This window comes from Salaquimonas pukyongi (assembly GCF_001953055.1).
Classification (GTDB): domain Bacteria; phylum Pseudomonadota; class Alphaproteobacteria; order Rhizobiales; family Rhizobiaceae; genus Salaquimonas; species Salaquimonas pukyongi.
In genome coordinates, this window is sequence record NZ_CP019044.1 from 1,682,265 (window position 1) to 1,709,085 (window position 26,821).

Annotated in this window: 29 protein-coding genes and 1 pseudogene; 8 read left to right on the top strand and 22 right to left on the bottom strand. The window is 58.9% G+C overall.

Going from position 1 to position 26,821, the window contains the following annotated elements:
• Positions 1–116: 116 nt before the first annotated feature.
• Complete coding sequence (locus tag BVL55_RS16730; RefSeq protein ID WP_162841471.1) at positions 117–281, bottom strand: hypothetical protein; 165 nt, start codon at positions 279–281, stop codon at positions 117–119.
• A 267-nt stretch (positions 282–548) separates the two neighbouring features.
• Here BVL55_RS16730 and uvrA point away from each other — a divergent pair.
• Positions 549–3,470 (top strand): annotated as a pseudogene (gene uvrA / locus BVL55_RS08195) (excinuclease ABC subunit UvrA); the annotation flags it as partial.
• A gap of 113 nt (positions 3,471–3,583) precedes the next feature.
• Positions 3,584–4,144: a hypothetical protein gene (locus BVL55_RS16485; protein ID WP_205410774.1), complete on the top strand. Its 561-nt coding sequence runs from the start codon at positions 3,584–3,586 to the stop codon at positions 4,142–4,144.
• A 157-nt stretch (positions 4,145–4,301) separates the two neighbouring features.
• On the opposite strand, the gene BVL55_RS08205 is transcribed toward BVL55_RS16485, so the two are convergent.
• Together BVL55_RS08205 and BVL55_RS08210 are read right to left on the bottom strand one after the other, a co-directional pair.
• Positions 4,302–4,868 carry a GDYXXLXY domain-containing protein gene (locus tag BVL55_RS08205; protein WP_075996477.1) on the bottom strand — a complete coding sequence of 189 codons (567 nt, stop codon included), beginning with the start codon at positions 4,866–4,868 and terminating at the stop codon, positions 4,302–4,304.
• Positions 4,865–6,175, bottom strand: coding sequence for a DUF2157 domain-containing protein (locus BVL55_RS08210; protein WP_162841472.1), 1,311 nt, complete (start codon positions 6,173–6,175; stop codon positions 4,865–4,867). Before BVL55_RS08210 ends, BVL55_RS08205 begins: the two co-directional genes overlap by 4 nt.
• Positions 6,176–6,499: 324 nt before the next feature.
• Here BVL55_RS08210 and BVL55_RS08215 point away from each other — a divergent pair, with 324 nt between their 5' ends.
• The 4 genes from BVL55_RS08215 (at position 6,500) to BVL55_RS08230 (ending at position 9,823) form a co-directional block, all read left to right on the top strand.
• A complete protein-coding gene (locus tag BVL55_RS08215; RefSeq protein ID WP_075996479.1) occupies positions 6,500–6,640 on the top strand; it encodes a DUF1127 domain-containing protein in 141 nt (46 codons plus the stop codon).
• 288 nt (positions 6,641–6,928) lie between these two features.
• Positions 6,929–7,522 carry an AAA family ATPase gene (locus BVL55_RS08220; protein ID WP_075996480.1) on the top strand — a complete coding sequence of 198 codons (594 nt, stop codon included), beginning with the start codon at positions 6,929–6,931 and terminating at the stop codon, positions 7,520–7,522.
• A 32-nt stretch (positions 7,523–7,554) separates the two neighbouring features.
• Positions 7,555–9,000, top strand: a complete 1,446-nt coding sequence (gene trmFO / locus BVL55_RS08225; protein ID WP_075998019.1) for a methylenetetrahydrofolate--tRNA-(uracil(54)-C(5))-methyltransferase (FADH(2)-oxidizing) TrmFO — start codon at positions 7,555–7,557, stop codon at positions 8,998–9,000.
• Positions 9,001–9,004: 4 nt separating this feature from the next.
• Complete coding sequence (locus BVL55_RS08230; protein ID WP_075996481.1) at positions 9,005–9,823, top strand: crotonase/enoyl-CoA hydratase family protein; 819 nt, start codon at positions 9,005–9,007, stop codon at positions 9,821–9,823.
• Positions 9,824–9,842: 19 nt separating this feature from the next.
• On the opposite strand, the gene BVL55_RS08235 is transcribed toward BVL55_RS08230, so the two are convergent.
• A complete protein-coding gene (locus BVL55_RS08235) occupies positions 9,843–10,118 on the bottom strand; it encodes an usg protein (protein ID WP_075998020.1) in 276 nt (91 codons plus the stop codon).
• Positions 10,119–10,333: 215 nt separating this feature from the next.
• Positions 10,334–10,741 (bottom strand): universal stress protein, encoded by a 408-nt coding sequence (locus BVL55_RS08240; protein ID WP_075996482.1) that lies wholly within the window; start codon positions 10,739–10,741, stop codon positions 10,334–10,336.
• A 263-nt stretch (positions 10,742–11,004) separates the two neighbouring features.
• Here BVL55_RS08240 and BVL55_RS08245 point away from each other — a divergent pair, with 263 nt between their 5' ends.
• Entirely contained in the window at positions 11,005–11,388 is a 384-nt protein-coding gene (locus tag BVL55_RS08245; protein ID WP_156892475.1) for a hypothetical protein, read from the top strand.
• A 26-nt stretch (positions 11,389–11,414) separates the two neighbouring features.
• On the opposite strand, the gene BVL55_RS08250 is transcribed toward BVL55_RS08245, so the two are convergent.
• The 9 genes from BVL55_RS08250 to yajC all read right to left on the bottom strand — a co-directional run bounded on the left by BVL55_RS08250 (position 11,415) and on the right by yajC (position 18,379).
• A complete protein-coding gene (locus tag BVL55_RS08250; protein ID WP_075996484.1) occupies positions 11,415–12,386 on the bottom strand; it encodes a sterol desaturase family protein in 972 nt (323 codons plus the stop codon).
• Positions 12,383–12,637, bottom strand: a complete 255-nt coding sequence (locus tag BVL55_RS08255; RefSeq protein WP_075996485.1) for a hypothetical protein — start codon at positions 12,635–12,637, stop codon at positions 12,383–12,385. The genes BVL55_RS08250 and BVL55_RS08255 overlap by 4 nt, the downstream gene beginning before the upstream one ends.
• On the bottom strand, positions 12,637–12,822 hold the full coding sequence (locus BVL55_RS08260) for a hypothetical protein (protein ID WP_075996486.1): 186 nt from the start codon (positions 12,820–12,822) through the stop codon (positions 12,637–12,639). Before BVL55_RS08260 ends, BVL55_RS08255 begins: the two co-directional genes overlap by 1 nt.
• A 146-nt stretch (positions 12,823–12,968) precedes the next feature.
• A complete protein-coding gene (locus BVL55_RS08265) occupies positions 12,969–13,499 on the bottom strand; it encodes a hypothetical protein (protein ID WP_075996487.1) in 531 nt (176 codons plus the stop codon).
• A gap of 96 nt (positions 13,500–13,595) precedes the next feature.
• On the bottom strand, positions 13,596–14,039 hold the full coding sequence (locus BVL55_RS08270) for a cupin domain-containing protein (protein WP_075996488.1): 444 nt from the start codon (positions 14,037–14,039) through the stop codon (positions 13,596–13,598).
• Between the two features lie 10 nt (positions 14,040–14,049).
• On the bottom strand, positions 14,050–14,904 hold the full coding sequence (locus BVL55_RS08275) for a phytoene/squalene synthase family protein (protein ID WP_075996489.1): 855 nt from the start codon (positions 14,902–14,904) through the stop codon (positions 14,050–14,052).
• Positions 14,904–15,290 (bottom strand): Mth938-like domain-containing protein, encoded by a 387-nt coding sequence (locus BVL55_RS08280; RefSeq protein WP_075996490.1) that lies wholly within the window; start codon positions 15,288–15,290, stop codon positions 14,904–14,906. Before BVL55_RS08280 ends, BVL55_RS08275 begins: the two co-directional genes overlap by 1 nt.
• A gap of 23 nt (positions 15,291–15,313) precedes the next feature.
• Positions 15,314–17,896, bottom strand: a complete 2,583-nt coding sequence (secDF, locus tag BVL55_RS08285; protein ID WP_075996491.1) for a protein translocase subunit SecDF — start codon at positions 17,894–17,896, stop codon at positions 15,314–15,316.
• A gap of 138 nt (positions 17,897–18,034) precedes the next feature.
• Complete coding sequence (gene yajC / locus BVL55_RS08290) at positions 18,035–18,379, bottom strand: preprotein translocase subunit YajC (protein WP_075996492.1); 345 nt, start codon at positions 18,377–18,379, stop codon at positions 18,035–18,037.
• 236 nt (positions 18,380–18,615) lie between these two features.
• On the opposite strand from yajC, the gene BVL55_RS08295 reads away from it, so the two are divergent.
• Complete coding sequence (locus BVL55_RS08295) at positions 18,616–19,500, top strand: ATP-binding protein (RefSeq protein ID WP_075996493.1); 885 nt, start codon at positions 18,616–18,618, stop codon at positions 19,498–19,500.
• A gap of 257 nt (positions 19,501–19,757) precedes the next feature.
• Here the strand turns inward: BVL55_RS08295 and BVL55_RS08300 are convergent, their stop codons facing one another.
• The 8 genes from BVL55_RS08300 to BVL55_RS08335 all read right to left on the bottom strand — a co-directional run bounded on the left by BVL55_RS08300 (position 19,758) and on the right by BVL55_RS08335 (position 26,752).
• Positions 19,758–21,461 carry a peptidoglycan DD-metalloendopeptidase family protein gene (locus BVL55_RS08300; RefSeq protein ID WP_075996494.1) on the bottom strand — a complete coding sequence of 568 codons (1,704 nt, stop codon included), beginning with the start codon at positions 21,459–21,461 and terminating at the stop codon, positions 19,758–19,760.
• Between the two features lie 109 nt (positions 21,462–21,570).
• Complete coding sequence (locus BVL55_RS08305) at positions 21,571–22,068, bottom strand: GNAT family N-acetyltransferase (RefSeq protein ID WP_244530470.1); 498 nt, start codon at positions 22,066–22,068, stop codon at positions 21,571–21,573.
• Positions 22,069–22,070: 2 nt separating this feature from the next.
• Positions 22,071–22,715 (bottom strand): protein-L-isoaspartate(D-aspartate) O-methyltransferase, encoded by a 645-nt coding sequence (locus BVL55_RS08310; RefSeq protein WP_075996495.1) that lies wholly within the window; start codon positions 22,713–22,715, stop codon positions 22,071–22,073.
• 52 nt (positions 22,716–22,767) lie between these two features.
• Positions 22,768–23,523 (bottom strand): 5'/3'-nucleotidase SurE, encoded by a 756-nt coding sequence (surE, locus tag BVL55_RS08315; RefSeq protein WP_075996496.1) that lies wholly within the window; start codon positions 23,521–23,523, stop codon positions 22,768–22,770.
• On the bottom strand, positions 23,523–24,959 hold the full coding sequence (serS, locus tag BVL55_RS17365; RefSeq protein WP_075996497.1) for a serine--tRNA ligase: 1,437 nt from the start codon (positions 24,957–24,959) through the stop codon (positions 23,523–23,525). Before serS ends, surE begins: the two co-directional genes overlap by 1 nt.
• An 86-nt stretch (positions 24,960–25,045) precedes the next feature.
• Positions 25,046–25,873: a twin-arginine translocase subunit TatC gene (tatC, locus tag BVL55_RS08325; RefSeq protein ID WP_075996498.1), complete on the bottom strand. Its 828-nt coding sequence runs from the start codon at positions 25,871–25,873 to the stop codon at positions 25,046–25,048.
• Positions 25,870–26,472 (bottom strand): Sec-independent protein translocase protein TatB, encoded by a 603-nt coding sequence (tatB, locus tag BVL55_RS08330; protein ID WP_075996499.1) that lies wholly within the window; start codon positions 26,470–26,472, stop codon positions 25,870–25,872. Before tatB ends, tatC begins: the two co-directional genes overlap by 4 nt.
• 64 nt (positions 26,473–26,536) lie before the next feature.
• Positions 26,537–26,752, bottom strand: coding sequence for a twin-arginine translocase TatA/TatE family subunit (locus tag BVL55_RS08335; protein WP_075996500.1), 216 nt, complete (start codon positions 26,750–26,752; stop codon positions 26,537–26,539).
• Positions 26,753–26,821 lie beyond the last annotated feature (69 nt).

The window sequence follows — 26,821 nt, forward strand, 5'->3', positions numbered from 1 at the left end:
ATGAATTTGTAGCTTCTGTTTTGATGGAAACCCGTCTGCCAGTCGAGGACGGACACCGCCAATCCCCAGATTATCCGTTTTCAGCCCGTATTGCACGAGTCTGCCATAAGGCCCGCCTATAAGAACGGTTTCACAATTGCCACGATGGCCAGAGTCGCGCCCGAACCAACCACCAGCGGACAAAACTTGTTCTCGCTGTTGATCTTGGCCGTTTCCGCCATCAGCTTGTTAATTTCGGCCCGCATCTTGTCGTCAGCAAGCCGCTGTTCTTCCCTTGTCATCTGCCCTCACTTTCGTGGGTCAGTCATCAAGATAAGCGAATACTGCATTTTTGCAAGTATATGTTCCTTTTTTGTTCTATATTTGACTCAGGTGATTCCCGCTCTGGTGCGACAAATGTCAGTAGTCTTGGAGATCGCCCCTGAAAAACCGCCCGGCCCCACTTCTAAATCTCCTGCCATGAACTAAGTTAGGGGTTGCCCGCCGGGCATAAACATCCAGTGGTAGATCGCCAGCCGGCAGATCGACCGAGACGGACTGACCAGATCATGGCCGAACACAAATTCATCTCCGTTCGCGGCGCCCGCGAGCACAATCTGAAGAACGTCGATGTCGATCTGCCGCGTGACAGCCTGATCGTTATCACCGGCCTTTCAGGTTCCGGCAAATCCTCGCTTGCCTTCGACACGATTTATGCCGAAGGCCAGCGCCGTTATGTGGAAAGCCTGTCGGCCTATGCCCGGCAGTTTCTGGAGATGATGCAAAAACCCGATGTCGACCAGATCGACGGGCTTTCACCGGCAATCTCCATCGAGCAGAAGACAACCAGCCGCAACCCGCGCTCAACGGTCGGCACGGTCACCGAAATCTACGATTATCTGCGCCTGTTGTTCGCCCGTGTCGGTGTGCCTTATTCGCCGGCCACCGGCTTGCCGATTGAAAGCCAGACCGTTTCGCAAATGGTCGATCGCGTCATGGCGCTTGAGGAAGGCACCCGGCTCCTGATTCTCGCGCCCATTGTGCGCGGCCGCAAGGGTGAGTACCGCAAGGAACTTGCCGAACTGATGAAAAAGGGCTTCCAGCGCGTCAAGGTCGATGGCGAACTGTATGAAGTCGCCGACGTACCGGCCCTCGACAAGAAATATACCCATGACATCGACGTGGTGGTCGACCGGGTGGTTGTGCGCGAGGATATCGCAGCCCGGCTCGCCGACTCACTTGAAACCTGCCTCAAGCTCGCCGACGGGCTGGCAGTGGCTGAATTCGCCGACAAGCCGCTGCCTGCATCCGAACTGTCCGGCGAAGGCGCCAACAAGTCGAAGAACGAAACCCATGAACGCATCCTGTTCTCCGAAAAATTCGCCTGCCCGGTTTCCGGTTTCACCATTCCCGAAGTTGAACCCAGGCTGTTTTCCTTTAACGCACCGGCCGGTGCCTGTCCGACTTGCGACGGCCTTGGCACCGAAAAGGGCATCGACCCCGACATGGTGGTGCCGGATACAAACCTGACGCTGCGCGGCGGCGCCATCGCGCCATGGTCGAAGTCCAACAACCCCTCCCCCTATTATGCCCAGACGCTGGAAGCGCTTGGCCGTCACTATGGCTTCAAGCTGGCCGATAAATGGTCCGGCCTGTCCAGCGAGGCACAGAATGCCGTGCTCTACGGCACCGGCGCGGCGGAAATCGATTTTGCCTATGACGACGGCATGCGCACCTACAAGACACGCAAACCGTTCGAGGGGGTGATCGGCAATCTGGAACGGCGCTGGCGGGAGACGGATTCAGCCTGGATGCGCGAGGAAATCGAGAAATACATGTCGTCGGCCCCGTGCCAGTCCTGCGGCGGCTACCGGCTGAAACCCGAGGCGCTTGCCGTCAAGATAAACGGTCTGCACATCGGCCAGGTTACCGAACAATCGATCCGTTCCGCCAATGGCTGGGCCGATGAATTGCCGGCAAGGCTCTCCGATAAGCAGAACGAGATTGCGGGCCGGATCCTGAAGGAAATCCGCGAGCGGCTGAAATTCCTCAACGATGTGGGCCTCGATTATCTCACCCTGTCGCGCAATTCCGGCACGCTGTCGGGCGGCGAAAGCCAGCGTATCCGCCTTGCCTCCCAGATCGGATCGGGGCTGACCGGAGTACTTTATGTGCTGGATGAGCCGTCCATCGGCCTGCACCAGCGCGACAATGCCCGCCTGCTCGACACGCTGCGCCATCTGCGCGACCTCGGCAATACGGTGATTGTGGTCGAGCATGACGAGGATGCAATCCTCTCCGCCGACTATCTGCTTGATATTGGCCCCGCCGCCGGCATTCACGGCGGGCGCATCGTCGCCCAGGGCGCACCCAAGACAGTTATGGCAAGCCCGCATTCCCTGACCGGGCAATATCTGACCGGCGAACTTGCCATTCCCATGCCTGAAGCCCGCCGCCAGCCGAAGAAAGGCAAGCGCCTCCGCGTTAGCGGCGCGGAAGGGAACAATCTGCAGAACATTACTGCCGAAATCCCGCTTGGAACGTTTACCTGCGTTACCGGCGTTTCAGGCGGCGGCAAGTCGACCTTCCTGATCGAAACCTTGTACAAGGCGGCAGCCCGCAAACTCAACGGCGCACGCGAGGTGCCCGCCCCCTACAAGTCGATCGAGGGGCTGGAATTCCTCGACAAGGTGATCGATATCGACCAGAGCCCGATCGGCCGCACGCCGCGTTCCAACCCGGCAACCTATACCGGAGCCTTCACGCCGATTCGCGACTGGTATGCAGGCCTTCCCGAGGCAAAGGCCCGAGGTTATGCGCCGGGGCGGTTTTCCTTCAACGTCAAGGGCGGGCGCTGCGAAGCCTGCCAGGGCGACGGGGTCATCAAGATCGAAATGCACTTCCTGCCGGACGTTTACGTGACCTGCGATGTCTGCCACGGCAAGCGCTATAACCGCGAAACCCTGGAGGTGCAGTTCAAGGGCAAGTCGATTGCCGACGTGCTCGACATGACGGTGGAGGAAGCGGCCGACTTTTTCGCTGCCGTGCCATCGGTGCGCGACAAGATGGAGACCTTAAAACGCGTCGGCCTCGGCTATATTCATGTGGGCCAGCAGGCAACGACCCTGTCGGGCGGCGAAGCCCAGCGCATCAAGCTTGCCAAGGAACTGTCAAAACGCGCCACCGGGCGCACCCTCTACATTCTCGACGAGCCGACGACGGGCCTGCACTTTCACGATGTGGCCAAACTCCTCGACGTGCTGCACGAACTGGTCGATCAGGGCAACACGGTCACCGTGATCGAACACAATCTGGAGGTCATCAAGACGGCCGACTGGGTTCTCGATCTGGGCCCTGAAGGCGGCGATGGCGGCGGCAGGCTGGTGGCCGCCGGAACGCCCGAAGACGTTGTCGCGGAAGAACATAGCTATACCGGGCAGTTCCTGAAGGAATTGCTGGAACGCCGCCCCAGGGAACTGACCGAAAAGGCAAACAGGCCGCGGAGTGAGCAATGCTCTTTGAGAATCTCTCAATGTTATTTGTTGATAAGGTCGTCGCAGAATTTAGGGAGTTCATCCGCACAGGCCAAAATGATGGCAGCGGCATGAACCAAAATGTTTCGAATGGTATAAATGCAGCGAGTTCGCTTTATCATTTCCGCGAACATTTGCCTGAAGATCTTAGGATTTCCCGCAGTGAACTTGCCTTGATTTGCACTGACTATGATCTGTTGGGTTACGTCGTAGATGCAGCAAAACATGGGAAAATTGATCGACGTAGTCCACCGATTGATCGTGCCAATCAAATATACCCCTTAATTGAGATCACCGAGTATAGAGATGAAGCAGGACCTTATCGAATAGCAAGGAAAAGGGTCGTTGTGGAACTCAATGATGGGACGCAAAGGACACTCCGCAGTATATTGACCAATGTGATCAACATGTGGATCGTCTTTTTAGCAAAAAACTACGTTGTCGATGGAATTGAACAATTTGAGCTTGAAGATGCGAACTTTGTGCCTCCACGAGAGAATGATAGTGAGGCAGCCCGATTTGATTTTTCCGTTCATCCATCCATAGGAGTAGCTATTCGTTGTCAACTCAAACGCTTCAACTATGAGCTTGGAAAACCTGAACCGGTCGATCTAACCCAGGAATCCTCCTAGTCTGGCTATATTGTCGCTCGTCGCGCGAATACCATTGGCCGATGCAAAAACTGCAAACAGCCTCACCGCCACTTACGTCATGCGCCCCGCGTGAGCCCACACTTCTAACATCTGCTGAATGAAACTTGATGACCGTCGGCCAGATGTCTCGGTGGCCCTAAAACACCCGCTCCACATAGACCAGTTCACCATCGACGCTGATGCCCTTGACGGCACCCTCGCCGTCCTCTCCCACCGAGATGATGACGCCGAGCTTGCGGTCGTTGCGCACTTTTTCCAGATCCTTGGCCTTTTTCCTGTCGGCGAAATAGCGGTCAAAGGGAAAGCGGATCACATATCGCGGCGCGTTATCGCCGGTAACAGGCCGGTCGGAAATCAGCTTTCCGCGAAGGATTGGCGCAGATGGTGCTTGCGGCATTGCCGCGTGCAGCGTCCTGGCAACCCAGAAACCGTCTTCTCCCGGTTTCAGCGATACGAAAACGTCCTCGCCGCGTTTCAATTCGCCATCCACTGTAAACGTGCCCTCTTCCAGCGCACCGACGGAGAGGTTGAGCCTCACATAGTGCCCGCGGAACAGGTCCCGCGGATCGACCATGGCCGATTGCAGCACCACTTCCTGTCCGTTTTCCAGCAGGCTGTGACGATCCCAGAGGATCTTGCCCAGGGCTGCCGATTGCAGCAGCGCCGCCAGCAAGGCACCGCCGATGATCCAGTTTGCCTTCATGATGCCGCCTCCCCGTCCTTGCCCCGTGTCCGGTTTCGCCTGGCAAGTCTTGGGATGATCACAGCGCCCAAAAGCAGCAATATCCCCGCGCCGAGATAAAACAGGCTGGTGTCGAGCAGGTTGCCCAGGGTTTCAAAATAGAGCAGCAGCATGACAGCTGAAAACCCGAGGAAACCGAGCGTCGACAATGCCCGGTATTCAAGCCGCCAGCCCATGCGGATGACCCAGATCGACAGGGCCAGCATGTAGCCCTCCATCAGGAAGGGCACACGCTGAACCGCGACCGAAAGCGCCGCGGCTACCATTGCAAAGGCCACAGTCACCGCAAGGTCGTAGAAATGAGGATGGTTCCGGCGATAGCCGAGCCCGGCCAAGATGGCAGTAACGCCAACCCCTGCAAGCCCCGGCCAGCTTGCTGCCGATACACTGCGCCAGTCGCCGTTAAAGCGCAGATCGGTCGCCAGATACCAGAAAAACACCAGCGCGCCTGCCAAAAGAAACAGATGGACGATCGCCGCCGGTTCGAACCCCTTGAACCATCGCCCGCCTCCAAGGGAATATAGCGCAAGGGAGATCATTCCGAAGGTGGCGAACAGCACTGCAAAAAGTGCTGTCAGGTCGGCCTTTCCGCCTGACATTTCGGCGAGATGAAACACCAGAAAAAGCAGCCAGGCGCTGAGCGAAAGCATCAAAACATGAGCACAAAACCGGCTCGCCAGCCACCAGGCGCCCGCAGCGCCAGCGAGCCAATAGGCAAGAAATCCGTATTCAAAGCCGCCCGGCTTGCCGAAAAGCTCAAAATCCATCAGCGCCCACAGGGTAATCGCCATGATCGCAAGCGCCAGCGCCGGGACCGAACGGGCAAGGAACGCAGCAGCAAACGTACCCACAGCCCACAGCCAGAGCGCATCCTTCGGTTTGCCCTGGATCTGATAGATCTGGCCGATCAGCATGATCGAAGCGCCGAATACCGCACAGGCAAGCAGCACGAAGAGCTGGCCCGCCCAGGAATGCCCCCGGTGGCGCAGCCAGATTGAAAGCCCCCAGCTTGCCCACAGGGCAACAAACAACAGGCCAACCCGCAACAGGTTGGACATCGCATCCCAATTGGCCGCAACAAACGTCATCACCCCGAAGGCAATGCACACAATGCCCAGAAGCAGGATGACGGAGGTAAAGGAACGGGGTGGCGTCTGCGCTTTCAGATCGGCCGATAGCCGGTCAAAGACCGGACCATCGATCAGCCCGCGTTCCCGCCAGTTTGCCAGGGCGCTGGCGACAGCCGATTTGCGGTTCCAGATTGCCATGTTTCCCGTCCGGTCAATGTTTGCCGATTCTGAAGGAGGCAACATTAAAGCCATTCGCACGGGATAGGAACCATTGCCCGCCGGCGTTTTGCTGTCGTCAGAATGTGAAAATGTCCTGATCAGGACACCGGCTGGCGGAACGGCGACACCCTCTTATGCCGCATTGCAGCAAACGCATGCCTTGGTTGCAGGAATTGCACTGGTATGACGTAAACGTCAAAGCTATATACCAATCATCAAACGCAGAGAGTAGTTCGCCGAAACGCAAGTTTCTCCGATACAAAATCGAGCATCAGTATTACCCCAGAACGAGGAGTTGTTCAGATGGACATCATCGGCAAATTCAAGAACTGGCGCTCATATCGTCGCACTGTCAACGAACTTGGCGCCCTCTCTAACCGCGAACTGGACGATCTCGGCATCAATCGCGCCGACATTCCGTTTGTAGCAAAACGCGGCCGCTAAGCGGCTCCTGCGCCCCGGGCAGCCAAACCGGGGAGAAATTCAGAGTTTTCCGGGCTTCTCCTCCTCCCATCAGCCTGGAAAAGCTAGATCCGTAGGCTAATCCTCCTCCCTAGCAGTACGGATCGTTACAAAGCGCCCACCGGATCCTCCTCCCCCGGTGGGCGTTTTTGCATTCAGGGATGACCTGCCGCTTGCATCTTGTCTTCTTCCACGCCAAATTCTGCCGCTGCAGTGCAACGCCGCAAACAAAGGCCTGCTTCTCATGGTTGCGGGCAATGGAAAGAGCATATGAAACTGGCCGTGACCGGCGCCGCCAATTGCGGCAAGACAACCCTGGTGGACAAACTGGCCGCGGAACTCGACCTGCCAAGGGTCGATGAAGAGTTCCACCGAATCATCGAGTTGCGAAGAAAGAACCCCGCGCCAGCCGAACTGTTCACGCTGCTCGAAACAATCCTTCGGGAAAAGCAGGAAAACGAGGCCAAACATCCGGCTGGTTTCGTGGCCGACCGTTCTCCGGTCGATTTGTTTTGCGTGCTGTGCTCTTATCCCGCGCTTCGCCAGTTCCACCAGCGAACGCTCGACTTCATGAAGCAGGCCAGGGCCGCCTGCACCGGCTATGATTATCTGATCATTCCCCCATGGGGAAACGCCGCATACAACGATCTTCAAAACTACCTCCCTGGCACCAGCCTTCCGGCCATGAACCCATGGTCGAACCTGATGCAACATTCCGCTATGGTGGGAACGGCAATCCAGTGGCTGCCGGCTGACCGCATCCTGCTGCCACCGGCAGATGCCATAAACGATGGCCAGATCGGGCAATGGATAGCGTCCCATGGGGATAACGTCCCATGGGGGGATAACGTCCGTGGGGCATGAAGATTGATGCCCGGCAACACAAGGAAAGCACGATGAACGAGGAAATCGGAACGCCTCTTCATATTGTCGGCGGCGGGCTGGCAGGCTCGGAAGCTGCCTGGCAGGCGGCCCGGCTCGGCATTCCCGTCATGTTGCACGAAATGCGCGGGGTGCGCGGCACCGACGCACACAAGAGCGAGGATATGGCCGAACTCGTCTGCTCGAATTCCTTCCGGTCCGATGACGCAACCGCCAATGCGGTCGGTGTGCTGCATGCCGAAATGCGCCTTGCCGATTCGCTCATCATGGCCTGTGGCGATGCCAACCAGGTGCCCGCCGGCTCCGCCCTTGCCGTCGACCGGGAAGGCTTTGCCGCAGCGGTAACCAGGGCAATCGAGGATCATCCGCTGATCACCGTGGTGCGCGAGGAAATCACCGGCCTTCCGCCGCGGGACTGGGGCCAGACGATCATTGCCACCGGCCCGTTGACGGCCCCCGGCCTTGCAGCCGCGATTGCGGCTGAAACCGGCCAGGAATCGCTGGCTTTCTTCGATGCCATCGCGCCGATAGTCCATTTTGACACCATCGACCTCACCAAAGCCTGGTTTCAGTCGCGCTATGACAAGGCCGGACCCGGCGGAAGCGGAAAGGACTATCTCAATTGTCCGATGGATGAAGCGCAATACAATGCCTTCATCGACGCCATCCTTGCAGCGGAAAAAACCGCGTTCAAGGAATGGGAGAACGTGCCCTATTTCGATGGCTGCCTGCCCATCGAGGTGATGGCCGAACGCGGCCGTGAAACCCTGCGGCACGGGCCGATGAAACCGATGGGCCTGACCAATGCCCACGATCCGGACACCAAGCCTTACGCAGTCGTTCAACTGCGCCAGGACAACGCGCTCGGCACGCTCTACAACATGGTCGGTTTTCAGACCAAGATGAAATATGGCGAACAGACACGCATTTTCCGCATGATACCCGGGCTTGAGGAAGCCGAATTTGCCCGCCTGGGCGGCATTCACCGCAACACCTATCTCAACTCGCCGAAAATCCTTGACGAAAGGCTGCGGTTGAAGACACGGCCCGATCTGCGGTTTGCCGGCCAGATCACCGGTTGCGAGGGCTATATCGAAAGCGCTTCCATCGGCATTCTGGCAGCCCGTTTTGCCGCCGCCCAAATGCTCGGCACCGAGCTTGCCCCGCCGCCGATCACCACCGCCATGGGCGCTCTGCTGCACCATATCACGACAGGCCATGTGGCCTATGACGAGGATGGCACCTCGAACGAACGGTCGCGCCGCTCCTTCCAGCCGATGAACATTAATTTCGGCCTCTTCCCGCCTCTGGCAGAAGGCGAACTGAAGAAACCGGAAGGGGTCAAGCGCTGGCGCGGCAAGGAAAAGCAGCTCGCCAAGAAACAGAAATACGCAAAGCGCGCCCTGTCAGGCTTTGCCGAATGGATAGACGGGCAGCAACGCCTGCTCGCAGCCGAGTAACCCCATGGCATTTTTTCTCAAAGACATAGAAGGCCCCGTCGCCCGCCTTTCCATGAACCGCCCGGACAAGGCAAACGGCATGACACCAGAGTTCTGGCGGGAACTGCCGGAAATCATGGGGGAACTGAACGCCAACCCCGCCATCCGGGTGCTGGTGATCTCCGGCGAAGGCAAGAACTTTACCGGCGGAATGGACCTGGCAAGCTTTGGCACCATCACCACATTGCTGGAGCACGAGCCTGCCAGGGCTGCCTATGCCTTGCGGGAGTTGATCGTGGATTTGCAGCAGGGCTTCAACGCGCTGGAAGCAGCACGGTTTCCGGTGATTGCGGCCATTCATGGCGCCTGCCTTGGGGCCGGCGTCGACATGACCAGCGCCTGCGACATCCGTCTGGCCAGCAAGGACGCATTCTTTTCCATCGAAGAGATCAACATCGGCATGGCGGCCGATGTGGGAACCCTGCAGCGCCTGCCAAAACTGATGGCGCCGGGCATCGTCAAGGAACTGGCCTATGGCGGCAGGCGCTTTTCCGCCACGGAAGCGCAAGCCTGGGGCTTTGCAAATTCCGTTCACCCCCACCGCGAGGCGACCCTTGCTGCGGCGATGGACTTGGCGAAGGAAATCGCCGCCAAATCGCCTGTCGCGATAGCCGGCACCAAGAAAGCGCTGGATTTTGCCCGCGATCATACGGTTGCCGACGGGCTCGACCAGATCGCCACCTGGAATGCCGCCATGCTGCGGCCAAGCGACCTGATGGGCGCCCTGCAGGCGAAAATGTCACGGCAGCAGGCGGTTTTCGACGACCTCGTAAAGAGCGATTGAGGACCGGTCCAGCGCCGGATCAATGCAGTGTAAGCACGCCCTCCACCGGGCGCAGTTCGGCGGGCTTGATCAATTGCGCATGGGCAATCGTCACCGATTTCAGCGGCCCCTCGAGTTTTTCCTCCCAGAAAGCGAGAAATTTCGAGAGTTCGGGAAACTTCGGATACAGATCGTATTCCTGCCAGACGAATTCCTGACAAAGCGAGGGATGGTCGGGCATGCGGTAGATGATCTGTGCGGTCGTCAGCCCGTAACCGTCCAGCTGTTTGAGGAACGCTTCACTGACTTGGGCCATGGCGGTCTCCTTTGCGGTTGGTCCGGCGAACAACGCGGTACAGGATTCGCACTTGCCCAAAGCCTGCGCCCACAGGGTTAACAAACCGTTATCCAGGGGCAGGAACGATCCTTTCCAATCACTTCCGGTTTGCAGGGCTGAATGTCCGAACACACCACCTGCCGAGCGGCCCGGCCAGGACCACAACCGCAAAAGCGTCAATACACGCAACGGGGTCAACGGATGACGAACACCGCACATTTGGCATGGCGCACCACACGGGCCGCCGTTGAGCCAATGAGATAATCCTGCCAGCCCGGCTTGTGGGAGGCAATGACGATGACATCGGCATTGCTGTCTTCGGCAAGATCGAGGATGGCTGATGCCGCATGACCCTCGAGCATTTTCACGCTCGCCTTCGGCCCGGCGGTTTCAAGCAGCCCTTCCAGTTTCTCCTTGGCGCGGTTCTTGGCGTCACTGATCAGGTCGGCAGGAATTTCCGCCATGATGTGGGAGGGCATCGTTTCAATGGCATTGGCAAGAATGATCTCGGCGTCCGGTCCCAGCTGCCGGGCGGTGCCGATCATGCTTTCGGCACGCTCCATATGGCCAACGTCGATGGGAACGATAATGGTGTTGTACATGGCAATCCTCCATTGGAGTTTGGGGTTCCTCTAAACCTAGCCCAGGCCGCCACGGTCAGCCTTGCGCTGGATCAAGCCGCCGCGTCCAACTGCAAATGAAACGCCGGTACCAGGCATAAAGTTCAAAACCGGACACTTTTATGTTACGCTTTCAGTGGGGCATGTCTGACATTCCGCAGGAGGAGCAGATGCAATACAAAATGCCTCACGCGAAAAACCGATTTGGATTCGCTCCGCCAGCGGCCCTGGCCTTGGTGGCTTTTGTGACCGCTTTTCCAGCATCGGCTGGTGAAGGCGGCGGCGAGGGGCAAACCCTTGTCATCTTGCCGCCCTATGGCAGTGGAACTGCCAATTCCGTAGCCAGCCGTCCCCGTCTTTTCAATTTTGGCAATCTCGATGATGGCTACGGCCAGCAGCCGGAAACAGCAAATCCGCCCGGACAAACGAGCGCTCCGCGCAAGCGGGCCTTTCTCATTCCGCCGGATTTCTACAAACGCCAGGTTGAAATGCACGCAGAACAGATAGAGCGCCTTGAGCAGATGAACATGCAGGATTCAGAATCCTACAAGGCGGCCGTGATCTTTCATCAGCGCGCCTTGCAGAACCATCAGCGGTCCCTTGCCGATGCAGAAGACGACGATTTCTAACAAAATCAGACCGCTCGCGAGCCTGCCTACTCACCCGCCGGCAAGGGCCGGGACGGAAGAACTTCCTCGCCGGGAAGGCCCGGCATGCCGGCCTGATCGGGATTGCGCCGCACGTAATCGGCCTTCAGCGCTTCCGATCCCTTGCGCGAGCCGTCATGGCTCCAGCCCGGCGGCATATAGGCATAACGCAGCCGGTCCTGCAGGCTGATGCCGGGCTGCAGAATATCCTTCCAAAGGCCCACCCATTCGTGAAAGGCAACCTTGACCGGATTGAACGTGCCGATGTTCTTGACGATCCCGTAGCGCGGCATGTCCTCTTCAAGCTCCTCCACAAAGGTGCCGAACATGCGGTCCCAGATGATCAGCGTACCCGCATAATTGGCATCCAGATAGCGCGGATTGGTGGCGTGATGGACACGGTGATGGGACGGCGTGTTCATCACCGCCTCGAACCACCAGGGCATTTTACGGATGGTCTCGGTGTGGATCCAGAACTGGTAGACGAGGTTGAAACCGTAAACGAAGGCAACAAAAGCCGGATGAAAGCCCAGCAGTACCACGGGAATCTGCAGCACGAACATGCCGGTAAACTGACCCGTCCAGCTTTGCCTGAGCGCGGTGGAGAGATTGTAGTGCTGACTTGAATGGTGGTTGATGTGTTCTGCCCACACCCAGCGCACCCGGTGGGCAATGCGGTGATACCAGTAGTACCTCAAATCATCGAGGATGAAGGCGATCAGCCCCACCCACCAGTAAAAACCGAGATCGAAGAAGCGGAATTGCCAGAACCACATCAAGGCGCCGTAGGAGATGAAACCGAACAGGATGCCGGCAGCCACATTGCCAACCCCCATCATCAGGCTGGTCAGCACGTCGGTGGTCTCAAACTCGCCGATACGGCGAAAAAAGCGAACTGCGATGATCTCGACAATGATGGCGCCGACAAACAGCGGAATTGCCAATTGGGTGACCTGTGGAAAATCCGGAATCTCGTTCATCTCGTAATATCCTCCAGCAAGGCACGGGCCTGTTCGCGCACTTCTTCCCGGCCGATCACCATGTCGATACGGGGCAAGCTGAAATCCTTCAGATGGATACGCAAAACACCATCCCCGTGAATGCGGTAATTGCGGAAATCACTGCCCTGAAGAAGCCGTGTGACATATTTCGAACCGAACGCCTGCACATAACCCAGATGGTTTGCCGGGGCAGCAAGCCGCACCAGCGCGTTGTGATGGTCATCGGCCATCAGCACGCCATCGCCTGCCCCCTTGTGGCGGCAATTTGTATATCGGGATAGTCGAGCCGCAATACATCGATTGCTTCCGCGGGACCTTCGAGCCGGGCACGGTTGGCCCCGAAGGCCAGCCGCACCATCAGCACCGCCAGGCCCACACCGACCACCACCATTCCGGCCAGAATTTCAAGCGGCATGCAACGCTCTACCGTTTACGTTAACGTAATCGCTATTTATCGCATTGCCGCCAATTGGACAAGCTGCGGCCGGCCGGACAAGCGCCTGTCAGGCGCAACAGTGTCCCGCAGCAGCCTGCGATCCCAAGGCCGGAAGCCTTTTCAGCCTATCCGCACTCTGCGTTATACCGTGCGCGTTCGCTGTTCAGCCTTTGTACCTGGTTATTGCAATAGGCAACCTGCGACTCGCTCAAAGTGCCCGAGCATTCCGAATTATGGGCCGAAATCTGCGCCTGGAGATTGTTGTACCAAGTGGTGCACGCATTCGACTGGGCACGAATGACCGGCAATGCAGGAACCGCAGCATCTGTCTTCAAGCCGATGGCAAGGCTGATGCCGGAACGATTGCCAATACCGGCAAGCTTGTCGCAGCTGGTCACGTTGTGGCACTGCATCTTGTCGTCGCTGCAGCCGGAAGAACAGCAACTCCAGCCATTGGACTGGCCGCCACAGGCGTCGTGGTCGCTGTTGGAACACGCACCGCAAAACGATGCGATCTGCTGGCCTGCTGCCGGTATGGCCGTCATCGGCCCGGCCGGTTGCAGTTCAGCGGCCTGCACCATCGCCGCCAGTGCAAACGAACCGGCAACGAACAGGCCAAACAGTTTGGCATGATTCAAGACATGGATGGGGGTCATGAGCCTGCCTCCTTTTTCAAGTTTCGGAGCACGCTACGCAACGGGTCGATTGAACCATGCAGACAGCCAAAACACAAATTGACGCATTCCGCAGCGTTAGCCTTCGCCACTGCCCGGTTGCCAGTCCGGCGGCGCCATTTCGAAGCCGGAAAACTCAAATCCCGGCGCAACCGTGCAACCCACCAGGGTCCATGCGCCGGTACTTTGTGCCGATTGCCATTGTCCGGCCGCAACCACCGCTTGAGGCCGTTCGCCTGCCTTAAAATCCGTTCCCAGCACATGGGTTTTTACCGTCTTGCCCTGCCCAACGGACAAGGAAAGCGGTGCCCCGGCGTAGAAATGCCAGATCTCGGCTGCATCCACCCGGTGCCAGTGGCTCCGCTCTCCTGCTTGAAGCAGATAGCAGATCGCCGTGCCATGGCTGCGCCCGTCCGGGCCTTGCCTGTCGCGGAATGTTTCAACGAACCAGCCGCCTTCTGGATGGCGGGACATGCCCAGCAGGCTGATGATGTCTGACGCCTTGCTTTCCTTACCGCTCATTGCATTCTCCCTAATATCCCCGCCAGGCCGTTTTCCAGAATGCCCACTGGAGTTTAAGTGGTGACGCGGTAACCGGCTCCCGCAATGCTGCCGCCGGCTGGGCTTTAACGGCTTGCAGCACAAGTTCTGCTTCCGTCAAAGGCAGAAACACCGCCCGGCCCGTCTTTGGCAGCTGCCGGATCGCAGCACGGGCGGCAGCGGCGTGGTCAAGTCCGAGCATGGCAAAGGCGGCCACCGCTTGCTCGCGCCGCTCCCACTGCCCTGAAGCAAAGCGGGTTTCGTCCAGCCCGTGCTCGTTCAGAAGGTCAAGCGGCAACCGCACTTGGCCGCGGCTCAAATGCCAGGGCAGCAGCCGCAGCAATCGCGCCATGCCCAAAGCCATGCCGCCATGGCCGCAGACATCTGCCAGCGCACTGCCCTGCTCCAGCCCGCCGGCAAGCGCCGTCATCTGCAGCAAAAAACTCTCGGTCTCGCCAATCAGGCCCTCAAGCGCAGGCTTGTCGGGGACCAGATCATGATAAAACTCGAAGGCCACGCCTTCCAGATAACGCTCGAAGGCAGGAACCGGCAGTTGATGCCGTTCGATCACCGAGCGCAGCGCCAGGGCAACCGGATGGGCTGCGGTTTCTGCTTCCCGCTCACCCCTAATCACCTCCCGCCACCATTGCAGGCGTATCTCGCCGGGTCCGGGTTCACTGACCAGATAGGGTATCTTCAGGGTTTCCAGCCGGAAGGCATCGAGCACCAAACTCTCTTCGCGGGCCGTCTGTGGCAAGAACAGCCTTGCCGAATAACGCGGTCTGTCTTCTTCCCGCACAACACTGGCACAATGGGAAAATGCGTCCTTGTGATCGGCGCCAGCCATCACACCGCCAGCAGCGCAGCAGCCACTGCCCGGTTTTCCGCCAGCAGCACATTGTAGGTGCGCACCGCAGCGCCGGTACTCATGGAATCGGCCTGTATGAAAGCATCACGGAATCGCTCGCGCAGCGCCTTTGCCACCGGTACCAGATCGATGCCCGAGCCGATCAGGCAAACCTCGATATCGCCTGCCTCGGCAAACAGCGTCTCAAAGGCGGCAGATGTCAAATCGGCAGGTTCTGCCACATCCCAGCCATAGATGCCCGATGGCAGACAAAGCAGGCTGCCGCGATGGCTCATATCGGCAAACCGGAAACCGCCATTGCCATAGGCATCGATCGGCGCCCGGCCGGGAAAATGGGCTTCGCGGATTTCTATGCCCCTGCCCATGACATCTGCGCCCTTGTTTGCGGTCAGCCGAAATTGACCGGCTGAGTGGCAGCCGTCGCCGCTTTTTCGCTGTCCGCGTCATCCTTGTCGGCACCGGCAACCTGGCCTGGCCGCAGCTTGAACAGGATCAGCACGGGCGCAGCGATGAACACCGACGAATAGGTGCCCACCACAACACCGAAGATCATGGCAAAGGTGAACGGTGCCAGCACTTCGCCGCCCAGGAAGTAGAGCGCCAGCAGCGCCACCAGTGTGGTCAGCGAGGTGAGAATGGTGCGCGACAGTGTGTTGTTGATCGAAAGATCGAGCAATTGCGGCACCGGCATTTTCTTGTATTTGCGCAAATTCTCGCGAATTCGGTCATAGACAACCACCGTATCGTTGAGCGAATAACCGACAATGGTCAGCATGGCCGCGATGGAGGAAAGCGAGAATTCAAGCTGCAACACCGCGAACATGCCGATGGTCAGGATCACGTCATGCAGCGTCGCCACCACCGCGCCGACCGCAAACTGCCATTCAAAGCGGAACCAGATATAGACCATGATGGCGAGCAGCGCGGCAATGACGGCTATCGTGCCGGTTTGTGCCAGTTCGCCGGAAACCGTCGGACCCACCACTTCGACGCGGCGGAATTCATAGTCCGCCTCGAGAGTCTGGCGTACCAGGGTTTCCACGCTCTGTTCGGCGTTGTCGACGGTGCCCTGGCTTTCCACCCGCACGAGAATTTCGCGTGGTGAACCGAACTCCTGCACCTGGACATCGCCAAGTTCCAGTTCACCAAGGCGCGAACGCACATCGCCGATATCGGCCGTTTCCTGTTTGGCCTGCAGTTCGACCAGCGTGCCGCCCTTGAAATCGATGCCGAAATTAAGACTCACGGCGAAAAACAGCACGATGGAGGCAATCATGGCCAGGCCGCTCAGCGGGAAGGAGAAGCGCCTGTGCGTCATGAAGCGGAAACCGGTATTGTCCGGCACCAGGGAGACCGGGCGGCGCGGCAGCTCCTTCGGCCGTTTCCACTTGACCCACAGCGCCATCATCAAGCGGGAAAAGGTATAGGCGGTAAAGACGGTGGTCACGATACCGATCGCCAGCGTTACCGCAAAGCCGCGGATCGGACCTGAACCCAGATAGAACAGGATAAAGGCGGCGATCAGCGTGGTGATGTTGGCATCGAGAATGGTACCGAAGGCGGTCCTGAACCCGGCGTCGAAAGACTGGATCAGGTTGCGCCCGTTGCGCCGTTCCTCGCGGATGCGTTCATAGATCAGCACGTTGGAATCGACCGCCATGCCCATGGTCAGCACGATACCGGCAATGCCCGGCAGGGTCAGCGTTGCACCAAGATAGGACAAGATGCCGACAATCATGGCAATGTTGGCGGCAAGGGCGATGTCGGCGATAACGCCAAGCAGGCCATAGGCCAGCAGCATGAAGATCAGGACACCGACCGCGCCGACAATGGCCGCGATCTTGCCGGCAGCAATGGAGTCGGCGCCAAGCCCTGGCCCCACGGTACGCTCTTCCAGAACGGTCAGCTTGGCCGGCAAGGCTCCGGCGCGCAGCAGGATCGCCAGATTGTTTGAGGATTCCGGCGTGAAACTGCCGGAAATCTGGCCTGAACCGCCAATGATCGGCTCGCGGATGACCGGCGCCGACAATACGTTGTCATCAAGCACGATGGCAAAGGGCCGGCCGACATTGGCCGTCGTCACCTGGCCGAAACGCGAAGCACCCTTGGTGTTGAAACGGAAGGTGACGATCGGCTCGTTGGTGCGCTGATCAAAGCCCGATTGCGCGTCGACGAGATCCTCGCCATCGACCATCGCACGGCTCTCCACCAGATAAGGCGTCGGCGGGTCGGTCTCTTCGTCATACAGGATTTTGGTGCCTGCCGGCGGGCGGCTTTGGAGCGCGTCAGCCGGGCTCATCGCATCGGAAACCAGATGGAAGGTGAGTTTTGCAGTCGTGCCGATCAGTGCCTTAAGGCGTGCCGGGTCATCGAGCCCCGGCACCTGCACCAAAATACGGTCCGCGCCCTGGCGCTGAACCACCGGCTCGGTGGTGCCCAGTTCGTCGATACGCTTGCGGATAACCTCGATAGACTGCGTGACGGCTGCCGCCATGGCATTGTCGATGCCGTCTTCGTTGAGCGTCAGGCGGATCAGTCCCGGTTCAGGCTCGGTAAGATCGATCTCGCGCACCGTGCCCTGGCCAAAAATGCCGGAATTGACCGGCTGGGTCAGCGTTTCGAGTTTTTCAACCGCCAGATCGCGCTGGGCCGGATCGCGCAGCCGGACATCCAGCCCCGCCTCACCCTGCAGCTTGGAGAAGCGGTACCCGATCTTGTCTTCCCGCAAAATGCGCCGCGCATCGTCTTCCAGCGCTTCCTTTCGCTCCTCCACCATGGAAGGCCGGTCAACCTGCATCAACAGATGGCTGCCGCCCTGAAGGTCGAGCCCGAGCGTCATCTGGTCTTTCGGCAGCCAGTCTGGCAATGCCTGCAGCGTCGATTTGGAAACCAGATTGGGAGCGGCAAAGATAATGCCGGCCAGCACAACCAGGAGAATGCTAACGGTGCTCCAGCGGGAAAAATACAGCATGATGGGGTTCCGCGTTACCGGGTTAACAGGCCGCCTGTTTGCAATGGCACAGCCTTACTGCACTGTAGTGGAGGGGCATGGTCAGCGCCATATGCCGCAAATACGGCCAAATGGCGCCAGAACCGCTCACCTTGCCGCCTATTTGGCCGATTGTTTGGCCGCTTGCTTGGCAGGCTCGCCCTTTACCCGGACATCGGCAATCAGGCTGCGCATCACGCGCACCTTCACGTCCTTGGCGATTTCCACCTCGACCTCATTGTCGTCAATCACCTTGGTGACTTTGCCAACCACACCGCCGCCGGTGACGACGGTGTCGTTGCGGCGGACATTGGAAAGCATTTCCTTGCGTTCCTGCATCTGCTTGCGCTGCGGGCGGATCAGCAGGAAGTAGAAAATAACGAACATCAGCACGAATGGCAGAATGCTCATGAAAAGGTCTCCACCGCCGCCAGCGGTCTGGGCATAGGCCGGGGTCACGAACATGGACCGGTCTCCAATCTTTCTTGATTTCACCTTGTCTGACCGCTGCGCCCTTGGTCGGCATGACGGCCTTGTATGATCGCGCGGAATATAGTGATTGAACGGTCAATTGCAAACCAAACCGGCGTTTACCGGTCCCCTATTCGGCGGTTGTGGCAATTGGACCGCACATGCTATCGCCTTGGGCTGCTATCCGAAATTCTCCCGGCCGCTGCCGCCGGCCTTTTCATGGTGCTGCCTTGAGCAAAAAGAAGTCAGAAAATCCCGACCTTGCCGGCCTCGACAAAAAGCTGGACCGGTTGATCGCCGCCGTTGAGTCGCTTTCTCCTGTCCGCACGCCGGCCAGCCCCGATCTTGCGGCAGCCGATGCCTTTGTGTGGCATGCCGAAACGCTTCGCCTTTCACCGGTGGCAAAGGTCAACCGGATCGCCATGCCGCTGCTCAAGGGCATAGACCGGGTCCGCGACATCCTTGTTGAAAACACCGAGCGTTTTGCCGCCGGCAAGGCCGCCAACAACGTATTGTTGTGGGGCGCACGCGGCATGGGCAAGTCGTCGCTGGTCAAGGCTGCCCACGCTGCCGTCAACGAAACCGGCAAGAGGCCGCTCAAGCTGATCGAAATCCACCGGGAGGACATCGACACCCTGCCGGTGCTTTTGAACCTCCTGCGCGGCAGAAAGGAACGCGTCATCCTGTTTTGCGATGATCTTTCCTTCGACCACGACGATTCCTCCTACAAGTCGCTCAAGGCAGCGCTGGAAGGCGGCGTTGAAGGGCGGCCCGATAACGTGATTTTCTATGCCACCTCCAACCGCCGCCACCTGTTGCCGCGTGACATGATGGAGAACGAGCGCTCAACGGCCATCAACCCTTCCGAAGCCGTCGAGGAGAAGGTTTCCCTGTCTGACCGGTTCGGTCTGTGGCTTGGTTTCCACAAGTGCAGCCAGGATGAATATCTGGAAATGATAATGAGTTACACTGATTACTTCAAGCTATCCTACCCTGCTGAAAAGCTGCGGGCTGAAGCGCTTGAGTGGTCGACGACCCGTGGCGCGCGCTCGGGCCGGGTTGCCTGGCAGTTCGTTCAGGATCTTGCCGGAAGGCTGGGAAAGCGCCTCGATTAGGCCGCGGCAGAGTTCGCAACCCACCGCCGTCATCCCGGACGGCCACAGGCCGAGCCGGGACCCATTGTACCTTTCCAAATGGGAGGTCGCCGATCATTCAGCTGAAAGGAGCGGGCAAAGATCGTCCGATTCGGGATTGATCCCTTCGATCTGTTCTGTTTTCCAGCGCCGGCGGACCAGAAAAGCGAAGCCCGCGCCGGAAACCGGCGCGGGCTCGATGAAGAAATACCCCAATCCCCACGAAGTCCGGGTGTCCCCTACCCGCCGAGATACTTCTCCGGATTCACCGGCCTTGCGTTCTTGCGCACTTCAAAATGCAACATCGGAACCGTGGCGCTGCCGGAGCGCCCCGATGCTGCAATCTGCTGGCCGCGTTTTACCTGCGCACCTTTCTTCACATGGTTTGCCTTGTTGTGGGCATAGGCCGTCACGAACCCGTCCGCATGGCGGATCAGGATCAGATTGCCAAAGCCTTCAAGGTCGTTGCCGGAATAAATCACGACGCCGTTTTCAGCAGCCCGCACGGTGGTTCCCTCCGGCACGGAAATGTCGATGCCGTCATTGGGGCCGCTGCGGCGCTTGTCGCCAAAGCCGGAAATGATCCGCCCGCTGACCGGCCAGCGCAGGTTCTTGATTCCGGTGCGCTCCGGCGCCTTGGCTGAGACCGAATTGGTGACGGTCTGATCCAGGCTCGGCTTCACATAGGCTTTCGGCCCCTGAACCGGCGCATTGCGTGCCACCTGCTGGGCGGCTGCTGGCTGATTTGCCGCCGCTGGCAATTGCAGGGTCTGGCCCACCCGGATGTTGGAATTGTCCAGACCGTTGGCGTCCATCAGCGCTTTGACCGTGGTTCCGCTTCGCACCGCAATCGCCGACAGCGAATCGCCTGATTTGACCGTATAGAGCCCGTCCATCGGTACGGTTCGGGACACCGATCCGGTGACGATGGAATAGTCCGGCACGCTGGTGTTTGCATTGTGATCGCGGGTCAGCGGCTTTGGAACATAGCGCTGATCGATCTGTTCGCGCTGGGCATTAAGGCTGGAATTATTGTTAAGCGCTGCCATTTCCCGAGGATTGTGCTGGGGGATGGCAATCCTGCCCGGCATTGCCTGGCCAGCAAGACCGGTGGTTGCACGCGAAGCACGCGTCAGCGGATCATTGTCAGGCGCCGAAACCGGCGCGCTGCGCGAATAGACATAGGTCGGAACGACAATCTGCCGGCCGGCCTGTACCTCGTTGGCATTGGAGATGCCGTTTGCCTTCATGATTGCCGCAACCGGTACGCCATAGCGCTTTGAAACATTGTACAGGGTTTCGCCCGAGCGCAAGGTGATGGCCGTACCGCCGGTACGGTTCCATCCGCCCACCGCCTGGCCACCCACTGCCTGACCTGCAGCCGCAGCGGAAGAGAGCGATGGTTTGGGCAGCGAGGTGGCGGCCTGGGCAATTGAACCGGTATTGACCGGATCGACTTTCGGCGCACGGGCCGATGGCAGGCCTGCTGGCCCGCTGACCGGATTCGGCAGGCTGCGCTTGATGACGCCGGAATTGTAGGTGGGGGCGGCACGTGCTGCAGCAACACTACCCGCGGTCTGGCTGCCGTAGTTGGTGCTTACCGCACCATTCATGCGATTGTTCAGCCTGATCGGCTGATTGTTGACATTGGCAATCGGCTGATAGCCGGCGTGATCGGGCTGCCCCACTGCCGGTGCGACCGTGGCAGCCGGATGGGGCGCACCGCGTGCAATGGAGGCGGTGGTCGTCGGATCGACATCGGCAGGATAAGGATTGTTGGCCGCAGCAGGCTGCGGCTGCGCTCCACCAGGCAGGGCGGAGTAAAGATTGCGGTCAAATCGGGTAAAGTCAGAGCTGCATGCCGTTGCACTGGCCGCAATCAGTACGGCAAACCCGGTCCGCTTCAAAAGCCGGACATGACGGCGCATGATAAAGGTACGCATTACTCAAAAACTCACGCGGTACAATTGGAAACAAGTTCATTAGACCGCGTTAATCTTACCGCCGGGTTAAGAGCCGGAATTTTATGCCGTTTCGCTTTCCGGGCACCGCTCAGGCCAGGGTCTTGAACATAATGTGCGCATCGACGGGACCAAGTTCGTCGTGGCGGAAGGCGCCCGGCAGCGTGCCGATGATTTCAAATCCAAGCTTCTGCCACAGCGCCACCGCGCCGGTATTGCTGGCGACCACCAGATTGAACTGCATGGCGCTAAAGCCAAGTGCCAGCGCCTCTTGCTGGGAATGGCGGCACATGGCCGAGGCAACACCGCGGCCCCGTGCAGCTTGGGCTGTGACATAGCCGCAATTGCAAACATGATCGCCACGGCCCGCCTGGTTGGGTTTCAGGTAATACGTGCCGAGAACCTCTCCACCATTATCCTGCGCCACATAACAGCGCAGCGGGCTTTCAAGCCAAAGCCTGCGGGCATCCATTTCATCCATGTCGCCGCGATAAGGATAGCTGTCGCCCTTTTCAAAGACCGGCTGGAGGATTGCCCAGCAGGATGGCCAGTCGGCAGGCTGCGCCTGTCGAATGACGAAGCCGCCCACCGTCAGATTGCCCTTGAAAGGCCGGGTTTTAACGGCTGCATGCGCACCTCGAACAGGGTTTCGTTCTGGAACCTGGAACCGATCTTGGTCATCCGCACCAGTTGCTGAACACCATCCGGCGGACCGACCGGCGCGATGATGACACCATTGGAAGCAAGCTGCTCGATCAGGTGTTTTGGCGGCTCCTTGACCGATCCATTGAGCAGGATGCGGTCGAAAAGCGATTTTGGCATGCCGTCCATGCCGTCGGCATGGCTGATGAGCGTGTTGGTGATCTTCAGCGTATCGAGCCGGATTTTGGCCTTGTCCACCAGGGTGCGGAACCGGTCGAGACTGGTGACCTTTTTGGCCAGATGCGCCAGCAAGGCGGTCTGGTAGCCCGAACCCGTGCCGATTTCCAGAACCCGGTGGCTGGCGCCGACGTCCAGTGACAGCAACGTGCGCGCAACCTGGTCGGCGGACGTCATGGTCTGCCCGCATTCGATGGGAAACGAGCCCGGCTCATAGGAATGATCGAGAAAGACCAGCGGTACGAAATTCTGCCGCGGCACTGCCTCGAACGCCGCAAACAGCCGCTTGTCCACCACACTTGCGGTTCTCAACCGCAACAATAGGCTTGCAACCGCCTCGCGCCTGTCAACCGGCATCGCTCATCCCGCATCCATTGTGCCCGAGCGCAGCCGCCGCAGCGAATCTGGCTCAGAACCGTTCGCGCAAGGTTGCACTGAAGACATCATCGGTCAAATCGAGCTTCAGGGACGTGATCGACACCTTGTTTTCGGCCAGCGCCTTGATGTCGGTGCCGTCGCGCGGGGCTTCGCGTTCGCGCCCGAAGCGCAGCCAGTAATAGGGAAAGCCGCGCCCGTCATGGCGCTTTTCCATGTAAAGGCCGTGGGTGAAGGTTCCCTGGCGGGTGACTTCCGTTCCCTTGACGTCCTGCGGTTCGCAATTGGGAAAATTGACGTTGACACAGCTTCGTCTTGGAAAATCGGTCTTGATCAGTTCGGCAATGATTTTGGGCGCCAGCGTTTCGGCCGTATGCCAGGGCACCGTGCGCAGTCCCTCGTCCCAGCTATAGGCCTGCGAAAGGGCAATGGCACGGATATCGAGCATCGCGCCTTCGATCGCACCGGCCACCGTGCCCGAATAGGTCACATCGTCGGCAATGTTCTGGCCCGAATTGACCCCCGACAGAATAAGGTCGGGCGGCTCGGGCAGGATTTCACGCACCGCCATGATGACGCAGTCGGTCGGCGTGCCCTTCAGCGCAAAGCGCTTTTCCTCGATCTTGCGAAGCCGCAAGGGCTCTGAAAGCGTCAGCGAATGGGCAAGCCCGGACTGATCGCTTTCCGGCGCGCAGACCCACACATCGTTGGTGAAGGTTTCGGCAATGCGGATGCAGGACTGAAGCCCCGGCGCATGAATGCCGTCATCATTGGTAATGAGAATGCGCATCAGGCACCCCTTGCCTCGCCGATCACCGTTTTGCCGCCCATATAGGGCTGCAATGCTTCAGGAATGCGAACGCTGCCGTCTTCCTGCTGATGGTTTTCCAGCACGGCGATCAGCATGCGCCCGACGGCAACCCCCGAACCATTGAGGGTGTGGACATGGGAAAGCGTCTTGCCGTCTTCCTCCCGGTAGCGCGCGTTCATGCGGCGGGCCTGAAAATCGCCGCACACCGAGCAGGAGGAGATTTCGCGATAGGCACCCTGCCCCGGCAGCCAGACCTCGATGTCATAGGTCTTGCGCGCGCCAAAGCCCATGTCGCCGGTGCAAAGGGTCATTACCCGGTAATGCAGGCCGAGCAGTTGCAGCGTTTTTTCGGCACAGGAGAGCATGCGCTCCAACTCGTCGAGCGAGCTTTCCTTGTCGGTGATCGAAACGAGCTCCACCTTGTTGAACTGGTGCTGGCGCAGCATGCCGCGTGTGTCGCGCCCGGCCGATCCTGCTTCCGAGCGGAAGCAGAAGGTCAGCGCACACATGCGCATCGGCAGGTCCTTTTTCTCGACGATCTCCTCGCGCACCATATTGGTCAGCGGCACTTCGGCGGTGGGGATGAGCCACATTCGCTTTGAAAATTCTCCGCCCACGAGCCTTTTCATCCAAGACTCTGATCTCTTGCGTGCAGATTCAATGGCTTCCGCTTCAGAGACATGTGGGCTTCTTGGTTTATTCAAATCTTCAACGTACTCACCCCAGAACCGCTCTTCATCATCTGCCCTTGTCTGGAACAAATCCTCGGCAAACTTCGGCAACTGTCCGGTGCCATACATGGTCGCATCATTGACCAGCAGAGGCGGCGCAACTTCCGTATAGCCGTGTTCATTGGTGTGCAGGTCGAGCATGAACTGGCCGAGCGCCCGCTCGAGCCTCGCGATTTCGCCCTTCAGCACCACGAAACGCGCGCCGGAGAGCTTTGCAGCCTGATCGAAATCCATGCCGGTTGCCGAAACGCCAATCTCGAAATGCTCCTTCGGGGTAAAGGCAAATTCAGGCTTTTCGCCATGCTCACGATAGAGCGTGTTGTCGTTTTCGTCCTCGCCATCGGGCACATCGTCGAGCGGCAGGTTGGGAAGAACTTCCAGGGCCGATTTCAGTTCCTCGTTGATCTTGCGTTCTGTGTCCTCAGCTTCCGTGAGAAACGTCTTGAGCCCGGCGACTTCGGCTTTGAGCTTCTCGGCCTTTTCCGTGTCGCCGGCCCCCATCGCCTGGCCGATTTCCCTGGAGGCGGCATTGCGGCGCTGCTGTGCCTCCTGCACCTTGCCGGTATGCGCCCGGCGCTTTTCATCCAGCGCGATCAGGCTTTCCGACTGGGGCGCAAGCCCGCGCCGGGCAAGGCCCTTGTCGAATGCCGCGGGGTTTTCACGAATCCATCGGATGTCAAACATTGGGATCAACCTGAAACGAAAAGACGGGCAAACGCACCATGTGCCGATTCCCGCGATGCAAGAATGGAGATCGTGTAGCGGGATGCTTACTTGGTTGCAACATCCCCAGAGTCAACATTCCCGTCAGCGTCTGTATCGCTTGCAGCTTCTGCCGCCTCGCGCTGCTTTTCGACCATCCGCGCCATGTAGATCGAGATTTCGTAGAGCAGCAGGGTCGGCACCGCCAGGCCAATCTGGCTGATCGGATCGGGCGGTGTCAGCACGGCAGCGGCAACGAAGGTCAAAAGCACGGCATATTTGCGCTTGTCCTTCAGCCAGGCCGAGTTGGTCAGCCCCACCCTTGCCAGCAGCGTGATCGCAACCGGCAGCTGAAACACCAGGCCGAAGGCGAAAATCAGCGTCATGATGAGGCCGAGATAGGTCGAAACTGCCTGCAGGTTTTCAATCGCCGCCTGGCCGTCGCCGCCGATCTGCTGCTGTGACAGGAAGAACTGCGTCGCCAGCGGCATGATGAGGAAATAGACCAGGCACGAGCCGATCAGGAACAATACCGGCGTTGCCACCAGAAACGGCAGAAAGGCGCGGCGTTCGTTCTTGTACAGTCCGGGTGCGATAAAGCCGTAAAGCTGGGTCGCAATCACCGGAAAGGAAATGAACAGCGAGCCGAACAGCGCAATTTTCAACTGGGTGAAGAAATATTCCTCCAGCGCCGTATAGATGAAGCGAACATCGGTGGTGCCCGCACCCCACTGATAGGGAATGATCAGGATGTTGAAAATCCTGTCGGCAAAGATGAAACAGATGACGAAGAAGATGGCGATCGCAATCACCGACTTCATCAGCCGCTGACGCAATTCGATCAGATGCTCGATCAGCGGCGCGCTGGAGGCTTCGATGTCGTCCTCCGCGCTCATGATGCCCTGGTAGCCTTTGTTGGCGCAGCCCTATTTGGGGTTGGCTTTTTTGCGGCTGTCTTCTTCGGGGCGGGTTTTCGCGCCGGTGCTTTCTTCGCAGGGTTTCCTGCGCCCGATTTGGCCGCTGATTTCGCGGGAGAACGTTTTGTGGTCGTTGAACTGGCCGCCGGCTTGGGTGACGGCTTGGGCGCCGATTTTACCGGCTTGCCGGCGCTGGCCGGTTTTGGGGCGGCTGCAGGTTCCGGCAGGCTTTCCCCGGCAATGGCGCCCGGATCATCCCCGGCATCTGCTGCCGGTTTGTCGTCGCTACTGCCGGCATTCTCAATGCTCTGCTTGAGGTCGCGATTGTATTTGTCGGTCGCCTTCTTGATATCCTCAAGCGGCGAAAACCCCTTGCCCGAGGCAACGTTCTTGACCTCGTCGAGATCCGCCTCGCGCACCGCATCGTCGAACTGTTTTTGAAAGTCGCCGGCCATGCGGCGCATATTGCCCATTACCTTGCCGAAGGAACGCAGCATCTTCGGCAGGTCCTTGGGACCGACCACGATGATCGCCACCACGGCGACGACCAGCATTTCTGTCCAGCCAATATCGAACAACGGCCCAATCCGGATTCAGGCAGCCCGCGGGACGCGGCTGCGGTCACGAAACGGCGGAAGCAGTTCAGCTTTCCGTCTTTTCCTTGATGTCGGCGACCGGCTCGTTTGCCTTCTGGTCGATGGTCTTGGCCGTCTCTGTATCCTCGTCCTTCAAGCCTTTCTTGAAGGAGTTGATGCCCTTGGCGACATCACCCATCAACTCGGAAATCTTGCCTCTGCCAAACAGCAGTACAACCACCACGGCAACGATCACGATCTGCCAAATGCCGATCTGTCCCATGAATTCCTCTCCATCGCTCTCCCGGCCATCCGGGAATAAGACGTTTTCTACACTCTAAAGCAATTCAGG

Excerpts from the sequence above, each read along its gene's own strand:
- BVL55_RS16730 (WP_162841471.1), bottom strand. The coding sequence starts at position 281 with ATGACAAGGGAAGAACAGCGGCTTGCTGACGACAAGATGCGGGCCGAA.
- BVL55_RS16485 (WP_205410774.1), top strand. The coding sequence starts at position 3,584 with ATGAACCAAAATGTTTCGAATGGTATAAATGCAGCGAGTTCGCTTTAT.
- BVL55_RS08205 (WP_075996477.1), bottom strand. The coding sequence starts at position 4,868 with ATGAAGGCAAACTGGATCATCGGCGGTGCCTTGCTGGCGGCGCTGCTG.
- BVL55_RS08210 (WP_162841472.1), bottom strand. The coding sequence starts at position 6,175 with ATGGCAATCTGGAACCGCAAATCGGCTGTCGCCAGCGCCCTGGCAAAC.
- BVL55_RS08215 (WP_075996479.1), top strand. The coding sequence starts at position 6,500 with ATGGACATCATCGGCAAATTCAAGAACTGGCGCTCATATCGTCGCACT.
- BVL55_RS08220 (WP_075996480.1), top strand. The coding sequence starts at position 6,929 with ATGAAACTGGCCGTGACCGGCGCCGCCAATTGCGGCAAGACAACCCTG.
- trmFO (WP_075998019.1), top strand. The coding sequence starts at position 7,555 with ATGAACGAGGAAATCGGAACGCCTCTTCATATTGTCGGCGGCGGGCTG.
- BVL55_RS08230 (WP_075996481.1), top strand. The coding sequence starts at position 9,005 with ATGGCATTTTTTCTCAAAGACATAGAAGGCCCCGTCGCCCGCCTTTCC.
- BVL55_RS08235 (WP_075998020.1), bottom strand. The coding sequence starts at position 10,118 with ATGGCCCAAGTCAGTGAAGCGTTCCTCAAACAGCTGGACGGTTACGGG.
- BVL55_RS08240 (WP_075996482.1), bottom strand. The coding sequence starts at position 10,741 with ATGTACAACACCATTATCGTTCCCATCGACGTTGGCCATATGGAGCGT.
- BVL55_RS08250 (WP_075996484.1), bottom strand. The coding sequence starts at position 12,386 with ATGAACGAGATTCCGGATTTTCCACAGGTCACCCAATTGGCAATTCCG.
- BVL55_RS08255 (WP_075996485.1), bottom strand. The coding sequence starts at position 12,637 with ATGGCCGATGACCATCACAACGCGCTGGTGCGGCTTGCTGCCCCGGCA.
- BVL55_RS08260 (WP_075996486.1), bottom strand. The coding sequence starts at position 12,822 with ATGCCGCTTGAAATTCTGGCCGGAATGGTGGTGGTCGGTGTGGGCCTG.
- BVL55_RS08265 (WP_075996487.1), bottom strand. The coding sequence starts at position 13,499 with ATGACCCCCATCCATGTCTTGAATCATGCCAAACTGTTTGGCCTGTTC.
- BVL55_RS08270 (WP_075996488.1), bottom strand. The coding sequence starts at position 14,039 with ATGAGCGGTAAGGAAAGCAAGGCGTCAGACATCATCAGCCTGCTGGGC.
- BVL55_RS08275 (WP_075996489.1), bottom strand. The coding sequence starts at position 14,904 with ATGGCTGGCGCCGATCACAAGGACGCATTTTCCCATTGTGCCAGTGTT.
- BVL55_RS08280 (WP_075996490.1), bottom strand. The coding sequence starts at position 15,290 with ATGGGCAGGGGCATAGAAATCCGCGAAGCCCATTTTCCCGGCCGGGCG.
- secDF (WP_075996491.1), bottom strand. The coding sequence starts at position 17,896 with ATGCTGTATTTTTCCCGCTGGAGCACCGTTAGCATTCTCCTGGTTGTG.
- yajC (WP_075996492.1), bottom strand. The coding sequence starts at position 18,379 with ATGTTCGTGACCCCGGCCTATGCCCAGACCGCTGGCGGCGGTGGAGAC.
- BVL55_RS08300 (WP_075996494.1), bottom strand. The coding sequence starts at position 21,461 with ATGCGTACCTTTATCATGCGCCGTCATGTCCGGCTTTTGAAGCGGACC.
- BVL55_RS08310 (WP_075996495.1), bottom strand. The coding sequence starts at position 22,715 with ATGCCGGTTGACAGGCGCGAGGCGGTTGCAAGCCTATTGTTGCGGTTG.
- surE (WP_075996496.1), bottom strand. The coding sequence starts at position 23,523 with ATGCGCATTCTCATTACCAATGATGACGGCATTCATGCGCCGGGGCTT.
- serS (WP_075996497.1), bottom strand. The coding sequence starts at position 24,959 with ATGTTTGACATCCGATGGATTCGTGAAAACCCCGCGGCATTCGACAAG.
- tatC (WP_075996498.1), bottom strand. The coding sequence starts at position 25,873 with ATGAGCGCGGAGGACGACATCGAAGCCTCCAGCGCGCCGCTGATCGAG.
- BVL55_RS08335 (WP_075996500.1), bottom strand. The coding sequence starts at position 26,752 with ATGGGACAGATCGGCATTTGGCAGATCGTGATCGTTGCCGTGGTGGTT.